This is a genomic window from Mucilaginibacter sp. RCC_168, from assembly GCF_041355315.1.
Lineage (GTDB): Bacteria > Bacteroidota > Bacteroidia > Sphingobacteriales > Sphingobacteriaceae > Mucilaginibacter.
Genome location: NZ_JBFUPN010000014.1, coordinates 1 through 19,641, shown reverse-complemented (window position 1 = coordinate 19,641; position 19,641 = coordinate 1). Strand labels below are relative to the sequence as shown.

At 43.3% G+C, this 19,641-nt stretch carries 25 protein-coding genes and 1 pseudogene; 7 read left to right on the top strand and 19 right to left on the bottom strand.

Annotated elements, in window-relative coordinates:
* The first annotated feature begins 225 nt into the window (after positions 1-225).
* The 4 genes from AB6735_RS14580 to AB6735_RS14565 are packed head-to-tail and all read left to right on the top strand — an operon-like array spanning position 226 to position 5,097.
* Positions 226-2,175, top strand: coding sequence for an AAA family ATPase (locus AB6735_RS14580; protein ID WP_370996578.1), 1,950 nt, complete (start codon positions 226-228; stop codon positions 2,173-2,175).
* Positions 2,172-2,771, top strand: coding sequence for a hypothetical protein (locus AB6735_RS14575; RefSeq protein WP_370996577.1), 600 nt, complete (start codon positions 2,172-2,174; stop codon positions 2,769-2,771). Before AB6735_RS14580 ends, AB6735_RS14575 begins: the two co-directional genes overlap by 4 nt.
* Complete coding sequence (locus tag AB6735_RS14570; RefSeq protein ID WP_370996576.1) at positions 2,771-3,805, top strand: hypothetical protein; 1,035 nt, start codon at positions 2,771-2,773, stop codon at positions 3,803-3,805. The genes AB6735_RS14575 and AB6735_RS14570 overlap by 1 nt, the downstream gene beginning before the upstream one ends.
* Before the next feature lie 5 nt (positions 3,806-3,810).
* Positions 3,811-5,097: a DNA methyltransferase gene (locus tag AB6735_RS14565; RefSeq protein ID WP_370996575.1), complete on the top strand. Its 1,287-nt coding sequence runs from the start codon at positions 3,811-3,813 to the stop codon at positions 5,095-5,097.
* A 98-nt stretch (positions 5,098-5,195) separates the two neighbouring features.
* Here the strand turns inward: AB6735_RS14565 and AB6735_RS14560 are convergent, their stop codons facing one another.
* The 7 genes from AB6735_RS14560 to AB6735_RS14530 all read right to left on the bottom strand — a co-directional run bounded on the left by AB6735_RS14560 (position 5,196) and on the right by AB6735_RS14530 (position 9,227).
* A complete protein-coding gene (locus AB6735_RS14560; protein WP_370996574.1) occupies positions 5,196-5,741 on the bottom strand; it encodes a hypothetical protein in 546 nt (181 codons plus the stop codon).
* Positions 5,742-5,794: 53 nt separating this feature from the next.
* Entirely contained in the window at positions 5,795-6,796 is a 1,002-nt protein-coding gene (locus AB6735_RS14555) for a DUF932 domain-containing protein (RefSeq protein WP_370996573.1), read from the bottom strand.
* Between the two features lies 1 nt (position 6,797).
* Entirely contained in the window at positions 6,798-6,965 is a 168-nt protein-coding gene (locus tag AB6735_RS14550; RefSeq protein WP_370996572.1) for a hypothetical protein, read from the bottom strand.
* Positions 6,966-6,969: 4 nt separating this feature from the next.
* Positions 6,970-7,098, bottom strand: a complete 129-nt coding sequence (locus AB6735_RS14545) for a hypothetical protein (RefSeq protein ID WP_370996571.1) — start codon at positions 7,096-7,098, stop codon at positions 6,970-6,972.
* Between the two features lie 75 nt (positions 7,099-7,173).
* Entirely contained in the window at positions 7,174-7,749 is a 576-nt protein-coding gene (locus tag AB6735_RS14540; protein WP_370996570.1) for a hypothetical protein, read from the bottom strand.
* Between the two features lie 462 nt (positions 7,750-8,211).
* Positions 8,212-8,634, bottom strand: a complete 423-nt coding sequence (locus AB6735_RS14535) for a hypothetical protein (RefSeq protein WP_370996569.1) — start codon at positions 8,632-8,634, stop codon at positions 8,212-8,214.
* Positions 8,634-9,227, bottom strand: a complete 594-nt coding sequence (locus tag AB6735_RS14530; protein WP_370996568.1) for a UPF0758 domain-containing protein — start codon at positions 9,225-9,227, stop codon at positions 8,634-8,636. Before AB6735_RS14530 ends, AB6735_RS14535 begins: the two co-directional genes overlap by 1 nt.
* Before the next feature lie 104 nt (positions 9,228-9,331).
* Here AB6735_RS14530 and AB6735_RS14525 point away from each other — a divergent pair, with 104 nt between their 5' ends.
* Complete coding sequence (locus tag AB6735_RS14525) at positions 9,332-9,778, top strand: DUF2116 family Zn-ribbon domain-containing protein (RefSeq protein ID WP_370996567.1); 447 nt, start codon at positions 9,332-9,334, stop codon at positions 9,776-9,778.
* On the opposite strand, the gene AB6735_RS14520 is transcribed toward AB6735_RS14525, so the two are convergent.
* Both AB6735_RS14520 and AB6735_RS14515 read right to left on the bottom strand, forming a co-directional pair.
* Positions 9,775-10,104 carry an RNA recognition motif domain-containing protein gene (locus AB6735_RS14520; protein ID WP_370996566.1) on the bottom strand — a complete coding sequence of 110 codons (330 nt, stop codon included), beginning with the start codon at positions 10,102-10,104 and terminating at the stop codon, positions 9,775-9,777. The two genes, AB6735_RS14525 and AB6735_RS14520, sit on opposite strands and share 4 nt — an antisense overlap.
* 40 nt (positions 10,105-10,144) lie before the next feature.
* The gene (locus AB6735_RS14515) at positions 10,145-11,650 is read right to left on the bottom strand and encodes a hypothetical protein (protein WP_370996565.1); all 1,506 of its coding nucleotides are present in this window, start codon (positions 11,648-11,650) and stop codon (positions 10,145-10,147) included.
* 307 nt (positions 11,651-11,957) lie between these two features.
* Between AB6735_RS14515 and AB6735_RS14510 the strand changes: the two genes are divergently transcribed.
* On the top strand, positions 11,958-12,284 hold the full coding sequence (locus AB6735_RS14510; protein WP_370996564.1) for a hypothetical protein: 327 nt from the start codon (positions 11,958-11,960) through the stop codon (positions 12,282-12,284).
* 217 nt (positions 12,285-12,501) lie between these two features.
* Entirely contained in the window at positions 12,502-12,708 is a 207-nt protein-coding gene (locus AB6735_RS14505) for a hypothetical protein (RefSeq protein WP_370996563.1), read from the top strand.
* A 35-nt stretch (positions 12,709-12,743) separates the two neighbouring features.
* On the opposite strand, the gene AB6735_RS14500 is transcribed toward AB6735_RS14505, so the two are convergent.
* The 10 genes and pseudogenes from AB6735_RS14500 to AB6735_RS14455 all read right to left on the bottom strand — a co-directional run.
* Positions 12,744-12,926 carry a hypothetical protein gene (locus AB6735_RS14500; RefSeq protein ID WP_370996562.1) on the bottom strand — a complete coding sequence of 61 codons (183 nt, stop codon included), beginning with the start codon at positions 12,924-12,926 and terminating at the stop codon, positions 12,744-12,746.
* 87 nt (positions 12,927-13,013) lie between these two features.
* Positions 13,014-13,175 carry a hypothetical protein gene (locus tag AB6735_RS14495; RefSeq protein ID WP_370996561.1) on the bottom strand — a complete coding sequence of 54 codons (162 nt, stop codon included), beginning with the start codon at positions 13,173-13,175 and terminating at the stop codon, positions 13,014-13,016.
* Positions 13,162-13,395 carry a hypothetical protein gene (locus AB6735_RS14490; protein ID WP_370996560.1) on the bottom strand — a complete coding sequence of 78 codons (234 nt, stop codon included), beginning with the start codon at positions 13,393-13,395 and terminating at the stop codon, positions 13,162-13,164. Before AB6735_RS14490 ends, AB6735_RS14495 begins: the two co-directional genes overlap by 14 nt.
* A 209-nt stretch (positions 13,396-13,604) precedes the next feature.
* The gene (locus tag AB6735_RS14485) at positions 13,605-13,778 is read right to left on the bottom strand and encodes a histone H1 (protein ID WP_370996559.1); all 174 of its coding nucleotides are present in this window, start codon (positions 13,776-13,778) and stop codon (positions 13,605-13,607) included.
* A 70-nt stretch (positions 13,779-13,848) separates the two neighbouring features.
* On the bottom strand, positions 13,849-15,126 hold the full coding sequence (locus AB6735_RS14480) for a hypothetical protein (RefSeq protein WP_370996558.1): 1,278 nt from the start codon (positions 15,124-15,126) through the stop codon (positions 13,849-13,851).
* Position 15,127: 1 nt separating this feature from the next.
* Complete coding sequence (traM, locus tag AB6735_RS14475) at positions 15,128-16,189, bottom strand: conjugative transposon protein TraM (RefSeq protein WP_370996557.1); 1,062 nt, start codon at positions 16,187-16,189, stop codon at positions 15,128-15,130.
* Positions 16,190-16,472: 283 nt separating this feature from the next.
* On the bottom strand, positions 16,473-17,099 hold the full coding sequence (gene traK / locus AB6735_RS14470; RefSeq protein WP_370996556.1) for a conjugative transposon protein TraK: 627 nt from the start codon (positions 17,097-17,099) through the stop codon (positions 16,473-16,475).
* 65 nt (positions 17,100-17,164) lie between these two features.
* Positions 17,165-18,124 (bottom strand): conjugative transposon protein TraJ, encoded by a 960-nt coding sequence (locus tag AB6735_RS14465; protein WP_370996555.1) that lies wholly within the window; start codon positions 18,122-18,124, stop codon positions 17,165-17,167.
* A 219-nt stretch (positions 18,125-18,343) separates the two neighbouring features.
* On the bottom strand, positions 18,344-18,823 hold the full coding sequence (locus AB6735_RS14460) for a hypothetical protein (protein ID WP_370996554.1): 480 nt from the start codon (positions 18,821-18,823) through the stop codon (positions 18,344-18,346).
* Positions 18,820-19,581, bottom strand: a pseudogene (locus AB6735_RS14455) (RHS repeat-associated core domain-containing protein); the annotation flags it as partial. The gene AB6735_RS14460 and the pseudogene AB6735_RS14455, both read right to left, overlap by 4 nt.
* Positions 19,582-19,641: the final 60 nt, after the last annotated feature.

The window sequence follows — 19,641 nt, the reverse complement described above, 5'->3', positions numbered from 1 at the left end:
ATGGTTAAAATTGCATATAGTAATATGCACTAAAGCCAACTATAGTTAAGTTTTTCTTTAAATGTCTCAGAGATAGCCTCTTCTAATACGAGTTTTTAGGTAGCTGTAAAGTAGTAGCGCGCATTTTGTTATAATTTCACTAATACAAAGCAATAAAATAACAAATTAAATATAATGTATATCTTTATTTTTTGTTAATTACAACCCAATCACCGTCGAACCTAAATGAATATCGTTATACCTCGCTTAAAAGAAGTCAAACTTACCGGGTTTGATCCCATTTTTTCTAAAACAGTTGAGTTTGATATTAACGATCAGTTATATATCATTTTGGGAGGTAACGGGTTAGGAAAGACTACAATATTGCAAGCGGTTATTTATGGCATCGCAGGCCCCGCAGATGATAATATCGAACCACAATTCAAAGATAGGCGCTGGAACCGGAGTTATTTTCGTGACAGGTTAGATCATCCAGCTAACGCCAGCATCGAAGTAAGTTTTTTTCTTGGCGAAGCCATAATTACTATAAAAAGAAGCGTCTCTTCTGATAAAATAAGTGAATTATACATTGATGGTGTTTTAATAACTGACGACAAACAGTTATCCGATCAGCGATTTGAGGAATATTTACGGGAACAATGCGGTTATAGCAATATAGAAGATTTCAATTTTGTAGTGCATAAGCTTTGCTATCTTTCAGAAAAAAGGGAAAATTTAGCGTGGAATATGGAGGCGCAAACGCGCATTCTCATGCAAATATTAGCTGATCCAAATGCAGAGAACTGGTTTCGTAAGCGTAGAAACACGATTAAAGAGATTGATAGTGCCATCAGACACAAAACTGTAAGTATTAACGCACTACAAAAAAGGATACAACAATCTACGGATGGCCAAGCTAATAAGCAACCCCCTACTGCGGACATTGATGTTGTAGATTTGACTGAAAAATCATTCGATCAATCCCGACTGGATGTACTACAGAAAAATATATTGGAACTCAACGGCAAACTGACTAATAAACGCCGTGAATTTTACGATTTAAAATTTAAGCATACAAATGCCGTTGTAGAAATCGATAAGCTGAGAGATGATCTTTCAAAATTTGAACACGCTTTTTTCTTTGAGCAATTAAATAAGTTAGAATCTAACGAGGCAAAATTATCAGTTTATAAATTATTGCATTACAAATTATGCCCTGCATGTGGTAATCAATCGGAAGATTTATATAACAGGGCTGTTAATTTTATTAAAGAAGACAGGTGCCCTATTTGCGGCACAGAACAGGTTCTTGAATCTGGATCATTAAAACCCGGCACAGAAGCGGAGTTATCCGAAAAACTCAAATTGAAAATTGACTTGGAAAAGGAAATTATTTCTATTGAAAATGATATAAATAATTTTGAAGAATCGCTAAGAGTATACAACCAAGAAATTAACGAACATATTCTTACTAGACGTTCATCGGTAGTGTATATTGAAAAGGCTGCCGAGGCCAATGAGGTTGAAAGCGCGCCTCTGGAAAAATTACAAGCAGCGTACAATGCTTTAGTCACTGACAGAAACGAACTCCAAATCCAGTTTGACGGGCTTGAACAGGAACTCAATAGTGAATATGAAGGTTTTAATATAACAAATAATAATCGAATAGAGCAACTATTTGTTTATTATGAAAAGTATGCAACGGAGTTTCTAACTATCCCTTGTACATTATCACCTATTGATAGTTCAGATAGGTTTTTGAATTTGAAGCTTTTTGTGCCTGTTTTTAATGATAGAGTTAGGCGTACTCCGGAAAGCTGTTCTGAAGCTCAACGTTTCTTTCTTGATATAGCGTTTAGAATGGCATTGGTTGATCTAATAAATGAACTGAGCGGTTATAAAGGCACATTCATCTGTGAAACGCCCGAAAATGCTTTGGATATTACTTACATAAATAATGTTGCAGATATGTTTCAGCTCTTTTCTTGGACAAACAAAAATATTTTGTTGTTAACAAGCAATATTCAGGTTGAAGGGATCGCACAAAACATTTTAACTAAGGTCAAGGAGAAGAAGAAAAGGGTTAATTATTTTCTCAATTTACTGGAAATTGGCAACTTGTCACAAGTTCAGGCATCTGACTATGGCCGAGAATTATTAAACCGTGAAATCGATAAAATACTTAAAGCGAAATGATTAAAAACAGCAATAACCGATTTATCGATGTGCTGTTGGCGCTTAACAATGCTGAGGAGTACAATCAACTCTTAGGCCGAATTCAATTACAGAAGTATATTTACCTATCAGACACGATATCAGTTATTTGGGATATTTTAGCACCAGCTGAAGGGCACGAAACTTATAAAAATGGCCCTTTCGACGAATCTATAACCAACGCAGTTGATGTGCTTGCCTTTCGTGGTTTCGTAGTTGTTGAATCCATGCATATGGAACATTCGAAAGTTGCTGTATCATATAAAATTTCAAAAGCTGGGATTAAGTTGTTTGAAGCGTTGAATAACGAGGAGCACTTTCAAAATAAAATTATGCTCTTTAATGAAATGGCTAAGCATATTGAAAAAACAGGCTGGAAAAAACTAATGGAACTGGTTTATTCAGAACCGACATACATTCAAAGCAGAGCAACAGGTTATGGTTACAAATTCGATTATATGAGTTTGTTTACCAATGAAAGTTTACGAATATTATATCAATTTGAGGAAATGTTACAAAACGGTCAACGGATTACAAAGCAAAACATGCTCTCATTATTTTTTAAGCTGCTAAATTAATGGGGAAATACATTTACTCAACAGATATTAACGTAAAAATAGATAAGGTATGCAAAGATTGTGCTGTACAATTAATGCTTGATTTCCCCGAACAAAGCGTTGATGAAATAGATGAATTTCTAAAATTAGTTATTCATTTTCTTAAGGATAATTTTGCAAATATTGGGGCACAAGAATGTATCCTTGTTTTAGATTTTGATAAAACCAAAACCGGCCCTATAGTTTCAAGTCAAATAGTTTTAGATGAGATTAAGAATGATAATAATTTAATCAAGGTAAATGGGACATTACAGGTTTTAGAATCTGGAAGAATAGACAATCTAAGTAATCTCGAAGTTTCCCGTTATTCAAAAAAGAATGACTGCATATTGATTCAGATACATAATGGGCTGGATATTTCTATTTATTCAAAGGGAATGCTAACTGATCAAAAGAATGTACGTAATCCATTAGCTAAACCGCCGGTAAATAATCGTTTTAATCGTACCGCAGATGATTATAAAATTTCTCTTATTGATTTTTACAAAGAAAAAGTTAGGACAAATTTAACTAAACATTGGTTTAAAGAGAGTCAAAGAATTTTAAGGGGTGGACAAACAGAGGAAATTTTTCAATTAGCATTAGTTCAATGGTTTAGTGAACATTTATCTATGGTAAAAGTGTATGCAAAACCAAAAAAATTAAGTGCAGATGAGACGGATATAGAAATTGTAAAACATGGTGGCAACAATTATTTACTCGAACTGAAATGGTTAGGAAAAAATGAGAATTCCGATTACACGTTAAGTAAGATTACAAGTGCGATGCACCAGGTTGAAAATTATTTGGAGTCCGACCAAGTAGTTCTTGAAGCGACATTGGTGGTTTATGATGGCAGGATAATAGAAGAGTTCAACAAATTTATCAGTATTGAAGAAGAAACTGGCAACTGGAAACAGATAAAGGAATGCGAAACGATGGAGTTGTCATCGAGGGCAACCGCATATGTATTTCACTTGATCAATCAGCCAGCTTCAAAAAGAAAAAGCGCATAATTTTAATGGAAAATAGATTAGTATTAGACGGGCCTTATAAAAACAAAGACTTTTTTAATTTCACGACAACATCAGAACAGCCTCGCCATCAGTGGTATTATTTCAAGGAGGGATTTTCTTCGACTTTAGTAAAAGAAGCTATTAATGCCACAAATTCAAAGAAAAAATTAAGTATTCTTGATCCATTCAGCGGAAGTGGTACAACCGCCCTAACATCTGCATTACTCGGGCATAAAGCAACTGGCATAGAGGTTAACCCATTCTTACACTTTACTTCAATCATAAAAAGTAGCGTATGGGAACTAGAAGAATCAAAGATTCACAACTTAATTAATAAAATCGTTGACGAAAGTAAGCCTGGCGCATTTTCTGATTTGGAAGGCTTTTCGACTTTTACGTCAAAAGAGGGATTAGACAAATGGTTATTTAATACCAGCGTTATCCGTCGTTATACCGGTACATTACATGCTATCAATAAACATGTGGATGCCCATTTACAGCCTCTGTATAAATTCGCTGCACTTATAAGTGCAATGGAATGCTCAAACGTTAAAAAAGATGGGAAAGGTGTTCGTTACAAAAAAGGTTGGCAGTCAACAGCATATTCTGGTAGCGATTTCGAACGAGAATTTAAACACTTGGTTTTAAAAATCGCAAATGATGTAAAAAACAATCCGATTGATAAAAAATTTGTGCCGGAAATATTACTTTCGGATAGCCGATCATATTTTACCTCGGAAAAAAGACCTGACAATGAATTTGATCTGGTAATTACGTCTCCTCCCTATCTAAATTCATTTGACTACACAGATATCTACCGACCAGAACTGTTCTTGGGGGGCTTCGTTGCTGATAATCTTGAACTTCGCAAGTTAAGGCTTCAAACACTCCGCTCCCATGTACAGGTTGACTGGAATGGCGATATAAATTTTAGAACTCCTTATTTAAAGAAATTTTACGATTTGATTTTGGAGAGAAAAGATATGCTATGGAATAAACGAATCCCGTTAATGGTAGAAGCATATTTTGATGATTTAGCAACCATCTTATTACAACTTAAGTCTTGTTTAAGAAAAAACGGTCAAATTTGGCTTGTTGTTAGCACCTCTGCTTATGCCGGCGTTCATATACCTGTAGATTTAATTATTGGAGAATTAGGACATGAGCTTAATTTAAGGTTAAAGGGCATTCACTGTTTAAGATATTTAAGAACATCCTCGCAACAATATGCCCAACTCAACACAAATAAAGCTCCCCTAAGAGAATCATTAATTATTTTAGAGAAAGTTTAATCGCATTTTAAATCCATGTAATCTCTTTAAAAGCACTTTGCGCCCCGCAAGGGGCCGCCCGGAATTTCGGGCGGCTTTGCAGGTTACTTTGAATATAATTACACTTCGACAATCAAGCCATCTTGACAATCGGTGGCTTCGGCCTCGGCGGCTGGCCGATTATCAAACACTAAATTATTGCCGTCCGTATCGGTACAAATGGCGGCATAGGCAGCCCCGCCGTGCATTTCCAGTACTAAATACTGTTGATTGCTTGGGCTGGCAGGTGTTTCAGGCAGGTAAAACAATTGGATGGCTCTTGCTAATCGTAGCGATTTTGCATGATGCAACCCATATTGCTCTAAACAATGGTTGGTAAAGATGGCAGCATAACCGCTAAAAAGTTGTTCGGCGAATACATTGCTGCTTTTTGCCAATGACTTACCATAACGTTTAATGGCTGCTACTACCTGCTCAGACAAGCTAAGCCATTGCTGATAGCTTAAAAACGGGTTGTTCCAGTTGGCTATTAATTCTCCCTTATCCTTGCTGATCCTTTCGCCCATGCTTTGGCTATATTCCAAAAAATCGGGTATCTCGTTTTTAAACAGGTCAAATATGATCTTGGCTTTATCTACGTTGGTTAATTGCTCTATCGTTTTCATGATGTTTTAATTTTGTGGTAAAGGCATAAAGGGGCACTGCTGCCCCCTGTTAATTAATTAAAAATACTGCTGCCCTGCTTGGCGAAGTCGTTGCATAATTCAAAAGCGGTTTGGTTACGCTGTAAACCTGTACCGCCCATGATGGATTTGAATTTCGCTTCGTTATCCCGGTAACCTTTTACATTTTGGTAATAGCCCGTTACGCTGTTGTAAAAACCGAATAACGTGCCTTTGGTGGTGGCTTCTTGCTGGCTGGGGCTGGTCAGGGAATAATCTAAAACCGCACTTACGGTGTTGTTAAACTGGCTGCTTAATTCGCTTTCCTTACCCGTTTTCAGCAATTCGTAAGTTTCCTTATTCGGCACCATCGCCAATTGTATCAAGCGTTTGAGTTCGGGGTCGCTGATACGCACCCGTGACCAGCGGTTAAAAATGGCCTCCATTTCGGTGCTTAACTGGTTAGTCAGGCCTAACAGTTTATGTGCACTTTTCAATTTTTCGGCTGCGCTGGCAGTATGCCGTATTTTGATACAATTACTGCAATTCTGCAAAGCCGCATTTAAAGTATTAGCGCAATAAATCCTTACGGGCGTAAAAGCAATGGTCATACTGCCCGTACCATCATGAGTTGAGGTCAGGAACAAATATTGCTCGATCAGGTCGGAACGTCCCACCTTGATGTATTCGGGCAGCTTGGCCGTAATATAGGTTAATGCCCCATAGCCTAAACTTCCCGCACTTTCATAATGCAGACCGCCGTAATTTTCGATAATACTGTCGAAAAAGCCGAACGCATCGACATTTTGCACCATCTCGTAATCACAACCGACCTTATCGCCCAAAATGGCTTCGGTATCGGTGCGGAACGTGAAATAACTGTTATCGGAAATAATGTTATTACCGCTCGGTAAAGCGTGTAAATTCGGGTGCTTCCATACGGTAAAATCCAAACCCGCTTCTTGTATCGCCTCGGCGCTGGTTTTGCACTTGGTAATCGTTTTACCTAAAATCTGCCACACTTTGGGCTTGATGATATTTTGATTTTGTGTTTCCATGTTATACTTTGAGTTTATAGTCCATAAATTTGATCTCGTGAACCTTCACCTTTTTGGTGCTGGTAATTGTGCAGGTTGCCTTGTGCTGTATTTCGGCAATAGCTTCATGCACATTTTTGTGACTGGTCTGTATGGTCGCTTTGACCAATAGAAATATGGTATCGTACATAGCTTTACTGATTATAGCAATTCATAAATTCCGCCAGTTCTATTTGAAATACGGCGGGGTTCTCTGTGGCCAGTTGTTCGGCGTAACCTTTCCAAAATATTTGGTTGGTCAATTCGATAAATAATTCTAACATTGTCTTAGCTTTTAGATGGTTCAACCATTTAGCAAAATGGCCTGTGTACACGCATACACAGGCCATTGCCATTATTTACAAAGGGATAACGATACTTGCTTCTACCTCGGCCAGTTTATCAATGCACAATTGTTTTACTTCCTGCGCTACGTAGGCGATAATAAAAGGGTTCTTGGTTACAAACTCGTTGCCGTCATCATCGGAGATCACCAGTTCACAACGGGCAAAACGGCTGTCGCTTGCCATATCGTCCTTTTCACCGTTTTGGGTAACGGTGAAACTGTCCAAATTACTGATGGTGTTTTGCAGCTTATTCTTTTGGGCTATCTTCTTACCCAATTGCTCCACCAGTTTTACGGTATTTTCCAACCGCTGCGCCTGTTGTACCGCAAAGCTTTCTTTCAGTTCTTTCTTATTCGACTCGGCTTGCGGCTGTGCCTGCTCCGCATTTGCAGGTTCAGTTTTGACGGGTTCAGCCTGAACCTGCGGTTTGGGTTCTTCCGCTTTCGGTGCTTCGGGTTTGGCCTCTTCTTTTTTCGGCTCTTCCTTTTTATCGGTAAAGCCATTACCTACGGGCAAGCCGTTCACTTTACCTGTTGTTACATTATTATTGTTATTTCCTTTGTTGCTTTCAACTACTGTCGTTTTCATGATCTTAATTTTTAAATGTTCATTACTTAATTCGATTTCAAATCCTTGTGAGGGTCGGCGGTCTGTGCAGTCCGTCTGCCCGGTGGCGCTCTTTTGTTCCGTGTGTCCATATCCGTTATGCTTTTCCGTTACACCGCTCGGCATACGCCTCGCTGGCTTTTTGTAAGCACCCTCACCTGAACACGGCGGGCAGAAGGACAAGACTTTGCGGAAAAAAATACCTCGCCCGCGTAGCGGGCAGGGAAGATTTTTTTCCAGCAAACCCGCAGGGCCCCGGTCTTGGCATTCAGACCCGCCGTTCAGAAATTTGCTTGCGAAAAAGCCATCGGGGAAAAATTGGGGAAGCTGAAAGCGCTTAGGGGATCGTAATCAACAGCACCCGGCAATATGGCCGGGGAACACGGCCATGTTGCCCAAAAGCCGTGAAGCGGCGGACGAAGGACGCGGCTGGAACGGCTGGCTTTAGTGGCTTGCCAACAGTTGTTCAGGAGTTAATTCGCCGGGTTCCTCGGCATGAAGCAGGCCAATGAGCGAAAAGTAGAGTTGTTCGGTCAGTTGAAGCAGGTCGCTTTCAGCTTCATTGGGTAATGGCTGGGTTAATATGACGGCTAGTGAACCTAAAAGCGATAATAATTCCGGGCCGCTGCAAACCTCAGCCGGTGCTCTGATATCCCAATGATATAAGGATATGGAGCGTGGTAATACTGAAATCAGTCGCTCACCGACCATGACATAAAGTTCAGTAAGAAACTTATCCATTTCGGCAGGCGTCCAATGCCGGATCGACCCTAATCCATGCCCCATGTCTCTCCAGGCCATCAGCGATGCCTTTAACTGGCTGAACATAACCGGCAGCCTGCGGATGATTGGTAATAGCGGTTGCATCAGGTTTTGATCAGCTTTAAAAAATGCAGCGGCTGTTCGCGCACCGCGAGGCGAACTGCCAGTTCCATGGCGGATATCACCGACAGCGCCCTTGCATGCCCGATGCCCCTTATTGCCATCAGGTCTTCCGCTCCCAAAGCCGCCAGCCGCTTCAGGTCATGCCCCGCAACACCCAATACCTGTTCCGCTAAATCCACCGCCGTCATCCCCGGCAGCCCGGCACAAATCAGCATGGCCAGCAATTCCGCATCACTCATTGCCTCGCGCCCCTGTTCCATCAATTTCTCACGCGGCCGGGCTTCGGGTTCCCAGCTTTTAATGCCTTTTATTTTTTCCGCCGGTTTGAACAAGTCGCCCTGACCGCCACGTAACTCCGCCCGGTAAGCCGCTGTACGGAAAACGGAGCAGAGCGCCTGAATGAAGGTTTCTAAATTCTCCTCGAAAATGGGCAGGAAATAGCGCCGGTGCTGCCGCGCATCCACGCAGGCCAGGCTCAAATAATGACTATGGTTAACCGCTTGTTTGTACTCCACATAGAAATGCCTGTTTCGGTAAGAAAAGTTTTCTTCTGCTAAAATATGCTGATCGTTCATTTGGACCTCCTTTCGATCAAAAGTAGGATCACAAAAAAAATTAGCCGGAATGCAATCAATTATAGCCGAACGGCGTTCGTTTATTAGGATTTAATTCATTGAAGATGAAAGAAGTACCGGATCGGCATTGTCTGACCTGCGGTAAAGTGATCAACTTTGGCCGTTCGGATAGGGTGTATTGTGATGATATTTGCCGTGCCAGGGCTACCCGCAAACGGCTAAAGGAATCAGCAGCAGCGGGTTATGAAGATCGGCACCAAGCAGTGATTCGGGCAATCAGAAAGAATTACGCTTTACTCAAGAAAGCGATTGGCGACCGGGAAAAATGGATCGTTGACTTTGAAAAATTATACTGGCAGGGTTTTAAACGGACATTTTACACCGGCAGCAAAGTATTGGAAAACGGTCGAACGCGGTATTATTGCTTTGAATTGGGTTGGGAAGAATTGGACGAGGCCAGGTTTGCGGTAACGGCTGACCCGGCTCAACTGGAAATTTTCGACCCCAAGGAGGGCGATTTCGGCTTCAAAAACCAGCCTGACGAAGATTAACGGGATAGCCGTGGCCTTTTCTTTTTGACGGGTTCGTTGCCGCACTCTAATTTTTGATATACCGGCGCTGGTTCAACGGGTTCTTCCTCGCGGATACTTACCGTCAGTTCCCGGTCACCCATCATTTTACCGTGAAGCGCCTCAATGGCCAGTTCAGCGGCCTCGCGACTAGCCACTTCGACAAAAGCATAGCCCTTGCTCTTCCGGGTTGCTTTATCCCGAACAAGTTTCAACGTCAAAACATCTACATAAGGGCCGACCAGTTGGGCAATCGCCATTTCATCAGTTGCTAAGGGAAACCCGCCGATAAATATTTTGGTGATCATTTGTGCAAATATAATATATCAGGTATAACCGCTATTTAACTTATTTACGTCCGTACTTTCTAAAAGCTGCCACAAACTGAACGATCAGGTAGCCGATCAGTACTTTGGTGAAATAGTCAATAGCCAATGCCCAGCCATTGATCTCCTTTTTGTCTACCAGAAAATCACTCCGGTGGGTAATATCAATAAAGGAAAAATAGTAGCCGATCAGGTTGGCGTCAAAACCCGTGCATTGGAATACCCGATCTAACGACCATAAATACAAAAGATAACCGCCGATACTGATGGCCAGGAACCATAAAAATGGCCGCCCTATCGATTGGCCGTGGTCATTGGAAAGGTCGCTTGTACTCAAAATGAATTTATCACCGCCCGATATCGCAGTGATGTTGCGCAAAGCCGCCTGAGAAATGGACTGTAGTTTTAAGCTTTCGTAACTATTGCCCGTTGCATCCAGCGCCTTTTTTAGCTGTAAAAATATTTCATATTGATCCTTGTCATAATTTTTAGTCCGGTTTTCGGGATAATGGATATTAGCGATCTGTGTGAACTTCGAGAATTTGTCGTAAGAATCAGGAAAACTACAAGAGGTAAAGGTTGCGCTGGAAAACTTGGAACGGTAAAAGGAAAGCCGGTCAAAGTCCTCGAAATAAACATTATCAAACCAGACCTTATCTAAATTACATTTGTGAATGCTTAGCTTGGTTTCTTCTTCGGCCGGTAGCCTCGGGGTAATATTATAAAACCCGGTTTCTGTTTTAGGTGAAAATTCGGACAGGTACCAGTTGCTGATGTTGGTGTTTTCCACCGCAACTTTTCCATCTGGATTACCCGTCAGGGACAAAGATTTCAGGTTAACATTCTCGATCTGCGTAAATTCATCGCCAGCGCCGCTATACTGAACAAAAAGGCTTAGTTTAAGTAAGTTTTCCCGGGTTTCCGATAAATGGTAGCCAATATGGTAGGGCTTGGTATTGTTTTCCATAACATAATAACCGGGCCTATCATCACCTTTTTTGGTGGAAGTAACGGTAAGTTTAACCGGGTTTTCAATGTGATAACGCTGGTCTTCCTCCGTAAAATAATTAAAGCTTATGCTGATCCGCTTGAATAATTGGTTCCACCAGTAGGGAAAAATATTCTCGGTTGTGTAACTGATCCGGATATTGGGGACACCCAGCAAAAACAGGCTGTGAATCAGCAGGCAGTTATTAACTTGGACAAAACTGAGTTTAGGCGCAGAAACCCGGCCAGAAAAGATACACGACGCCAAATGGATCGATATCTTATCATCGGTAACGTTCGCCACCTCCAGTTCCCTGATGAAGGTGTTTAAAAAGTAGATTGTAACATCCTCGAAATTCAAATCCTCCTTGTTTTCGATGATCAGTTTTTTAAATAAGCAAAATTCAAAAACAATGACCATGTGACCAGGGGTATAATTGATACCGGCAAAATGGGCTTTTTCGAGTTTAAGTACGGCTGTATCGGTATAAGCCATATTATAAACCTTGCGGTAAGGGGTCGGTGTAATTGAGATCATCATCGGTTTTGAATACCTAAAAATAGTATTTTTTAACAACAAAGCCCTGTCAAAAGAGGGCAGAACTATTCAAAACCATTCTGTACCGATAGTTATTACTTTCAGATTATTGCACCGTTGGAGTAAAAAATCACAATCTGAACGATGGCATATCTTATTGAATATTAATAGCTTTGAGTGAAACAGTTTACGTTTTGTCTTGTTCAACAGACAGGTATATCACCTGGAGGGGCCCGCTAACTTTACAACCTAACCCGTTTCTTCATTACTATTGCTCGTTTTAGCCGTTCACTTATTTAAGATTCAGCGCATGATCCCCATAGCCATCAATAATCAAACTTACTTCTTCTTTGTTTCGCATATTACCAGCCAAGCCGGGAACCAACTTATCTATGGCATTAATTTAAATAACGATCCGTATTATTTCAGTAAGACGTTGGGGATCAACGACTGTAAACAAATAGACAGCCATGAGCTGCTGGATACGGCAGTACTGGATGAACTTTGTTCCATTATTACCCAAATTGAACTGGCTTATCAATCCCGGCCATCATTGGAGCTTATTAACGAGGATATATGCCAGATCCTGGAAAAAATAAGAAATCCGTCCTTATTGCCTTTACCTGTTGCGGTATAAAGTGATGACAGTTACCGAAATCGACGTTCAAAAAAAATTGGATGAACTGTTCAGCTTACATCGCCAGTTAAGATCAGAGATCAACAAGTTTGGGAAGCCAAAAGGGAATTTGATCAGTTAAGGGATGATTTTCAGCACATCCGGAATAACGGGCATAAAAGAATTGACCTTGCTGATTTAAACTACGCCTATTTTGGCTGATCATGACAACGAAACAATGACTCTAGCAGAAAAGCATACGCGGTGGGAAGCCGGTGTAAAAAAGATAGCCTTTAATTATGGTCATTTATTTACACCACCTATTGAAGCCTATTTTTCCATTGAACCGGATGCGGAAAGGCCTTTGATATTTAACAAGACCATGCGTATGGATACCATCCCGCGCAATGAACTGATCGCGCTTTACGCTTTGATATACAGTTGATATTTTTAATCTTCAATTATAAATATCAACTAACCTTATTTCTTTAATGTTTGTTTGATCTTTTCTTTCAGGCGCCGCCATTCAGCCAGTGCGATCTCCCCCAGTTTGCGTTGCTGTTCCGCCGCCTGTCCCTGCTGATCTTTTTCATTTAAGGGGCCTTCGGTCTTCAGTTCGGCTGGCTGCCTGCCCGGTTCTTTTTTTGCACTTATTGCTGACATGACCTGAAATAATAAAGTCGCTACCACTGGCAGGGCCTGGTTAAACAATTATTGTTATTTGGCTTATTTGATCTCGATCTGGCGATTTTAAGCGGGTTCGGCAATCCGGGGGCGTTTACTGCGGCGTGAAAGATATTTCCGAACTATTCCGTAAAGCTCTTCCAGGTCAAACGGCTTTTTCAGGTAACCGTCAAAACCCAGTTGCTGATAGGCCTGGTCGATCTGGTTATCACAGCTAAAGGCGATCACCGGCAATTCGGGAAAATGCGCTTTGATCCAATGAACGATCTGCCTGCCGGAATAACGGCTTATCCAGCAAGACGAGTTTGGGATGATGCCGCCGGATCATTTCCAGTGCATTTTCATGATGGTCGGTGAGGCTGCAAATCTGGTAGCCTTCCATTTGTAAAGCAACAGTGACCACCTCTAAGGTAGCGGCATCTGTTTCTTGTATCAGGATCGTTTCCATACGCTTTAATTTTAGGTAAAGACAGAAACCGGGATAAAAATACAATTAGCTGCAGCGGCATTCAAGAAATATAAAGTTAAGGAAAATGATTTTTTTTGATGATAATTTTAATTAATTTTTCGCCTGGTGACGTATGCTGTCCACCGTCCTAACGAACAAAGCCCTGCCTTGAAAAAGGCAGGGCTTCCCCAAATCTTTGTTAACTTTTATTATTTTTTGTTTTTCGCTTCGGTAACAGCAGCGCGCACTTCCTGGGCGGCTACTTTAATTTGTTGCATCGTACCACGCAAACGCGTGCCCGCTGCATTATTTCCTTTGCTGAATTTGTCCGCGTCCGCTTCTGCTGCGGTTAGAAGATCTTTCAATTTTGCGATCTGTTCCATGGTTTTAATTTTTAAATGAATATATAGATTAATTGTCTTTTAATAAAAGCGGCGAACATAAGTAAACCGTTTAAACGGCCATGCCCTGTTCCTGCTCCTTAGCCTGTCCTTTGCCTTTGTTGAGTTCCAGCTTCTGTTCCTGCAAAGGCTCTTTTAGGAATTGCTCCCGTTTTTCCGGCTTTCCGTCCTCGCGGAAGAAATTCAACTGGCTATAACGCGGCGAAGTTTCCATAAACAGCTTTTGCTCCTGGTCACCTTTTAAAACCGTTACCAATGGGCGGTTGCCTTTCTCCAGTTCCCGCATCAGCTTTCCGGCTTTTTGCTCATCGCCCATTTCTTTGATCTGGAACTTATCCAGCGTATCCTTCAGGATAAACCCATAGGTCGGCACATGGTATTGCAGCATTTGGAAATTATGGTAACGGTCTTTTTGGTTATCCATATCCAGTTTGTTCCAGGCCGCATAAGGCTCACCGCCTAATTTGATCAGGTCGTCACGAAAAACCGCCCGCCCCTGGATCAGGTTCACCGCCTGCTCGGCAGTAAAACCTTTCCCGCGCTCCACAAAAAAGGTTTGACCGATGCCGGGGTTCTTGTAAGTCCGGGCAAAATCTTTTTCCAGGTAGTTGACGTTGCCTTGCTCCATCCGGGCGAGATCCGTTTTATGCCCGGCGTCTTTACCGGCGGCCAGCAGCGCATCCCCATGCTGTACCTTAAAGAAGCTGATGGCCTGTTCTACCTGGTCAAAAGATTTGACATCGTTCTTGCCCGGTTCCTTTTCGTTGGGGCGGATGACCAGGTATTTCTCCCCCTCGGCCAGCGGTTTGCCGTTCAGCAGGCGCACATCGTACTTGTTCAGGTAATAATTCTCGGACTGGCCCGACTGCCGGAAATGCAGCGTCAGGTCGACCTGCCCTTTACTGCCCATCACGCGGTCATGCAGTTCAAAGCTGCCGGCGCCTTTTTCCATTTGCTTTTGCATGTCTTCCGCGACCTTCTTTCCAAAACCCAGTTTGGAAAGCTCGTCTTTTAAATTCTCCAGATTGTTGTAATTCATATCTTGTTCTTTAGTTAAACCATTCGCTTTTTTAATATCCTCCAGCATTACCTCTACCGATCTGAAATAGTAAACCGGGGCTTCTTCCCATACCGGTGTATCATCGAAAATTGTCAGGTCCTGCCAGTGTTCCTGTGCGGCACCATAGGTATCGAAGAAGCTAAGATCCGAGGGGATGACCGGCCAACCAGGCATCGTTCCCTCACTCCAGACCACATAGTTAAAGCCGACATCCTGGGCCTCTTCGAGCATACTGATGACCGATGAGGCATAGGGCGTTTTCAGGTTCATGTCAATTTTTGTTGAGCCGGAGCAACACCGGTTGCCCGCCGTGCAGCTTTACCCGGATCTTGCGCACTTTCTTACCCAGGAGACTTTTCGCCGTCGAGATTCCCGCCGTCGCCGCCTGCGTGCCGAGCGAATAGTCCGCCGACAGGAATTGCATACTTTCCAGCGCGCCGTTTACGCCCTGCCCGGCGGCCTCGTCGAGTTCCGCTTCCGGCGCCGCAATGCCCGCCATCCCGTCCAGCGAAAACACGGTGAGATTGACCGGGATAATGGAAGTGCCCAGGCGCACATTCCGGATATCCAGCAACAGCCGCTGGTTAGTCACCGTGCACAGACCGGACAGCGATTGCCCTTTTTGCAGCAGCATCCCGTTGATGCGCATGGTATCGCTCAAGACCAGCCTGATCACACCGCCGGGCGCTACCTTCTGGTTACCGTCGATGGTAGCCGGTATCGCTTTAAAAGCGCTGTCCGGCTTTTGCACCACCGCGGTCGCCTTCAGTTTCTCCTGCACCAGGGCGGGATTTTGGATATCCCTGATCTTATCCAGCATGCTGCTCAATTGGGCCATTTGCGGATCAGGTTCGCTCACTTCCGCCTGCTTTTGCCTGAGCAATTTTTCCAATTGCTTTAATTGTTCGCTTTGCCCATTGTCCGCAACAGCAGTGATTGGCTTCACCGGCTGCGGCGGCTGGCTGATCTGCCGGTTAATGGCGGCCAAACGTTGCTGAATTTTAACCTCGTTATCCTCCGCGGGAGTGGCCGGCCGGCTGAATTTCGCCGTGTCCCAGCCCAGTGCCGCGAACGCCCCGGCAGCCGAATGTGATCTCACCGCCGCGCTGTCCCGCTGCGCCCGGTCATACAGGCTCAACTTGTCCGTCGCCCGGTCCTTTTGCAGTTTCGCGCCCGGCAAAGCCGTGTTGATACCCGGATTTCGTGCCGCCGTTTCTCCCGCATCCGCGCCCTGCCCGCCGCCCAGGGCATAAAAGCCCAAGGCGGAAAACAGCAGCACAAAAACCGGCATAACCAGCAGCACGATGAGTTTTCTTTTTTCTGGTGTTGTCATAAAATATTGGCTATAGGTGAATAAATGCTTTGATACATAAGAGCAGGCAGCAACCGCCGAACAGCAGGATAAACAAGCCCAGCGCAATCAGCCGCGAGCTCCGGTTCCAATACTGCGTCCGCCGGCTGAGATAGCCTGCAACCTTCCGTTGTCTTCGCTCGATGTCCGAGCAGACCTTAACCAGCCAAACCGCTGGTTGCCTGCCACCCTTGTTTTGTTTTTTGAATAGGTTCATCTGCTATTAATTGATTTTAAATGGCCAGCTGGAGCTCGCAAGCTCACTTCATGGCTGATTACTTTTTTCGGGTTCATCCTGGTTTTGCAGGATCTCCCAACCCTGGATCAGAAAGCCGTGCGGGTTCTGATCCGTCTCTATCTTCAGGTCGCTGACCTTGCCTTGGGTCACCAACCGGCGCGTGACCGTACTGGTCGCCCGGACCAGTTTCTCGGTGGCGAAACAGGTGAAGCTATAAGGATAGCTGTTCATATCCAGCCGGATGCTGTCCACCTGCACCTGCTGATTGATATTGGCAGATACCAGGTTATTGTAATAACCGGCCTCCCGTAAATTATCATAAGCCGTTTTGGCGCTGCCGTCGGCCAGGTAAAGCGCTTTAGTGATGGTCGCCTGGATCTGTTTATCGTCCGGCACCAGCGTAAAAAAGTCCTCGTGAAAGGTCTTGATATGGTCGCGCAGCTCTACCGGCAGGTTGGTTTTCCGGTCGGCTGACAACGCTTCCAGCACCTTGCCGTTATAGAGGATATGTACCCGGTTCTGCGCCCGGTCCACCACCTGGTAGCTTTTATAAATACAAAAACACATGGTTGCCACGTTAGCCGCGATCAGCAAATAGCTGAACAGCTTGATATGCTTAAATGCGGTGTCGATATTTTTAAAGTGTTGAAACATAAGCCGCAGCCTCCTCTAAACCTCCCCGGAAGGGGAGACTTTAATTGAATGGTTGATAAATCGTGTTAACTGTCTTTACCGGAAAGCCGGTCTTTCTGGTGCTGGCTTCCGGCGCTGTGATAGCCTTCCCAAAAGTTGCGCGGGGCATGCAAAACATTCCAGGCCCCATGCCCCGTGCGTTCAGCGGCGGTTCCGCTCAATTTTGCTCCTGCACGAGCGGTATCTGCGGCGGTATGGCCCGCAGCCGAAGCAATATTCATGGTAGTGCTTACCGTTGTTGCCGCCACGCTGGTGACCCGGTTCAGCAAGCCGTTACCGCCATGCGCATGGATGACATAATTGGCGACGCCTGGCACCGAAAAATAACCGACAATGCCAATGCAGAGAAATATCAGGTACGAAAGATCCGTCTGGCTAAAGAACGTATCCCCGCTGCTTTGGATCTGCGAAATATCCAGCCGGATCATTTCCTGCTGTACCTGCCCGATGATGCTTCCGAAAATATTAGCGATAGGCAGCCACAAAAAGATATTGATATACCGGGCGATCCATTGGGTCAGCGTATGCTGCAAACCGTCGAACACCGCGAAGCCAAATACGAGCGGCCCTAAAATGGCCAGTACGATCAGGTAAAAAGTGCGGATCACATTGATACAAAGGATGGCCGCCGCATACAGCACCTGCAGGATCTCGCTCAGCCATTGTTTGATATTGTTCTTGAAATTATACTGCATTTTATCCATCCAGAACTTCACATCATTACCCAAACCCGAAAAAGTGCCCTCATTTTGGTCGTTCGGATCATCAGGATGGGTATACTTATACCACTTACTGCGGTCGCCATTGCCATCATCACCCACATACATTTCATAACCGGAACTGTGCTTAATCGCATCTTCCTTTTGCTTCAGCAGTAAAGCGATACTATTGTCCGAATTGGTCACCATCGCCCCGGTTGCCGATACGATAGGCCGCATGATCCCATTCATCAGTGCAATAACAGCCGGAAATAACAGTATGGCCATCCCCAAAGCGAATGGCCGTAACAGCGGATAAAAGTAGGCAACTACCCAATGAGGGCAGGAAGCATATTATGTACGCCATAGATTGCCTTATCCAGCATGCTAAGACAAGGTTAGCTTATAAAAAGTAAAAGCCCAACCGATATGGTTGGGCTTCGTATTGCGTTTACTTGTCCTGTTGACCACAAGCGGGACGTTTGCGGTAGCAGGAAATACTCGAAATCAGTGAATATTTTTCCAATCTATAGTATCATGATGTTCATAGTAATCAGCAATAGACTCCATATCATGAAGGATCGGCTCCGTCGTTATGGGAATACTTTCTAAATATTTTAGGTATTCCTCATGCGTTGCAAAGCCTTTTTCTATTTTTTTCCCTGGAATTATGACATACCAACCTTCCTTTACATAATTTCCATGAAGAAGTGAGTTAGTGTAATATACCAGGATAACGCCTCTTATAATATTTGCTTTCTTAATATTAAAAAAACCTGTATCGCCGTCTATACCATCCAAATTCATACCCCATCCCGACTCCTTAGTCACAATAACTGCTTCATAAGGTTTAATGAATGGCAATCTGGCTGAATCCCATTCTCCTTTATCGGTATAAAATTCATCCACATCGGATTGTTTGTGAGATACCCGTGTACAAGAAAATAATGACAAAATTATTAAAAGAAATAAAAAAGTTATTTTCATAGTTTGTTATCATACATTATTTCACTCCAGTTACCTTGCACTGCCATATTATTCCGGCCGTCAAGAACGCCTATAAATATAGGCTTAAGAATTCCATTGATCCCATTATAAAGTGCTCCTCGGCCCTGCTGATAATCTAAATCAAATTTATCATTAATCTGAAAATTGATGACAGTTGCACCATCGGAGTGCTCTATATCCGCTGTTAATACTGCACCGCGAATCGATAATTTCACTTCTGTGTCTCCATTTGATGAAAAAAACGGCATCCCGCCCAGTTTCAATGCAGTAGTAAAATGCCTAAGCTTCGGATCCGCCCGATATTTCGCAAGTACCTTCTCCCGCCACGCCTGCAATGCAGGGTCCTTCTTTAACTTTTCCAATAACTCTCCTTTGACAATCGTTTTACTAGCTCGCCTTACGGTTGCGTTCTTCATCATTTCTTCAAAACTATTAGCCTCTTCGATTCGTTGGCGTCGATCCCCGAATGTATGCGATCGATTAAGTGAAGCTAATCGCTGGTAATATAACACCGTTTCCAGGACGTCCCTGATAAGTTTAGTAGCCGTTACTTTAACTTCATTAAGATTAATTACTTTCCCGGTATCTAATCCGAACTTATCAATATATAATATCGGATTATTGTTACAATAGTTATATGGCGAAATATTTTGATTCATATCAGCCAACGGATCCACACTCGTCCACCTGGCAATCATCGGATCGTAGAACCGTGCGCCATAATCGTATTGCCCCTTATAAGTTTTACGATTTTCTCTGGTTTTTCCACTTGCACGTTTTCGGTGCTATAAAGAACG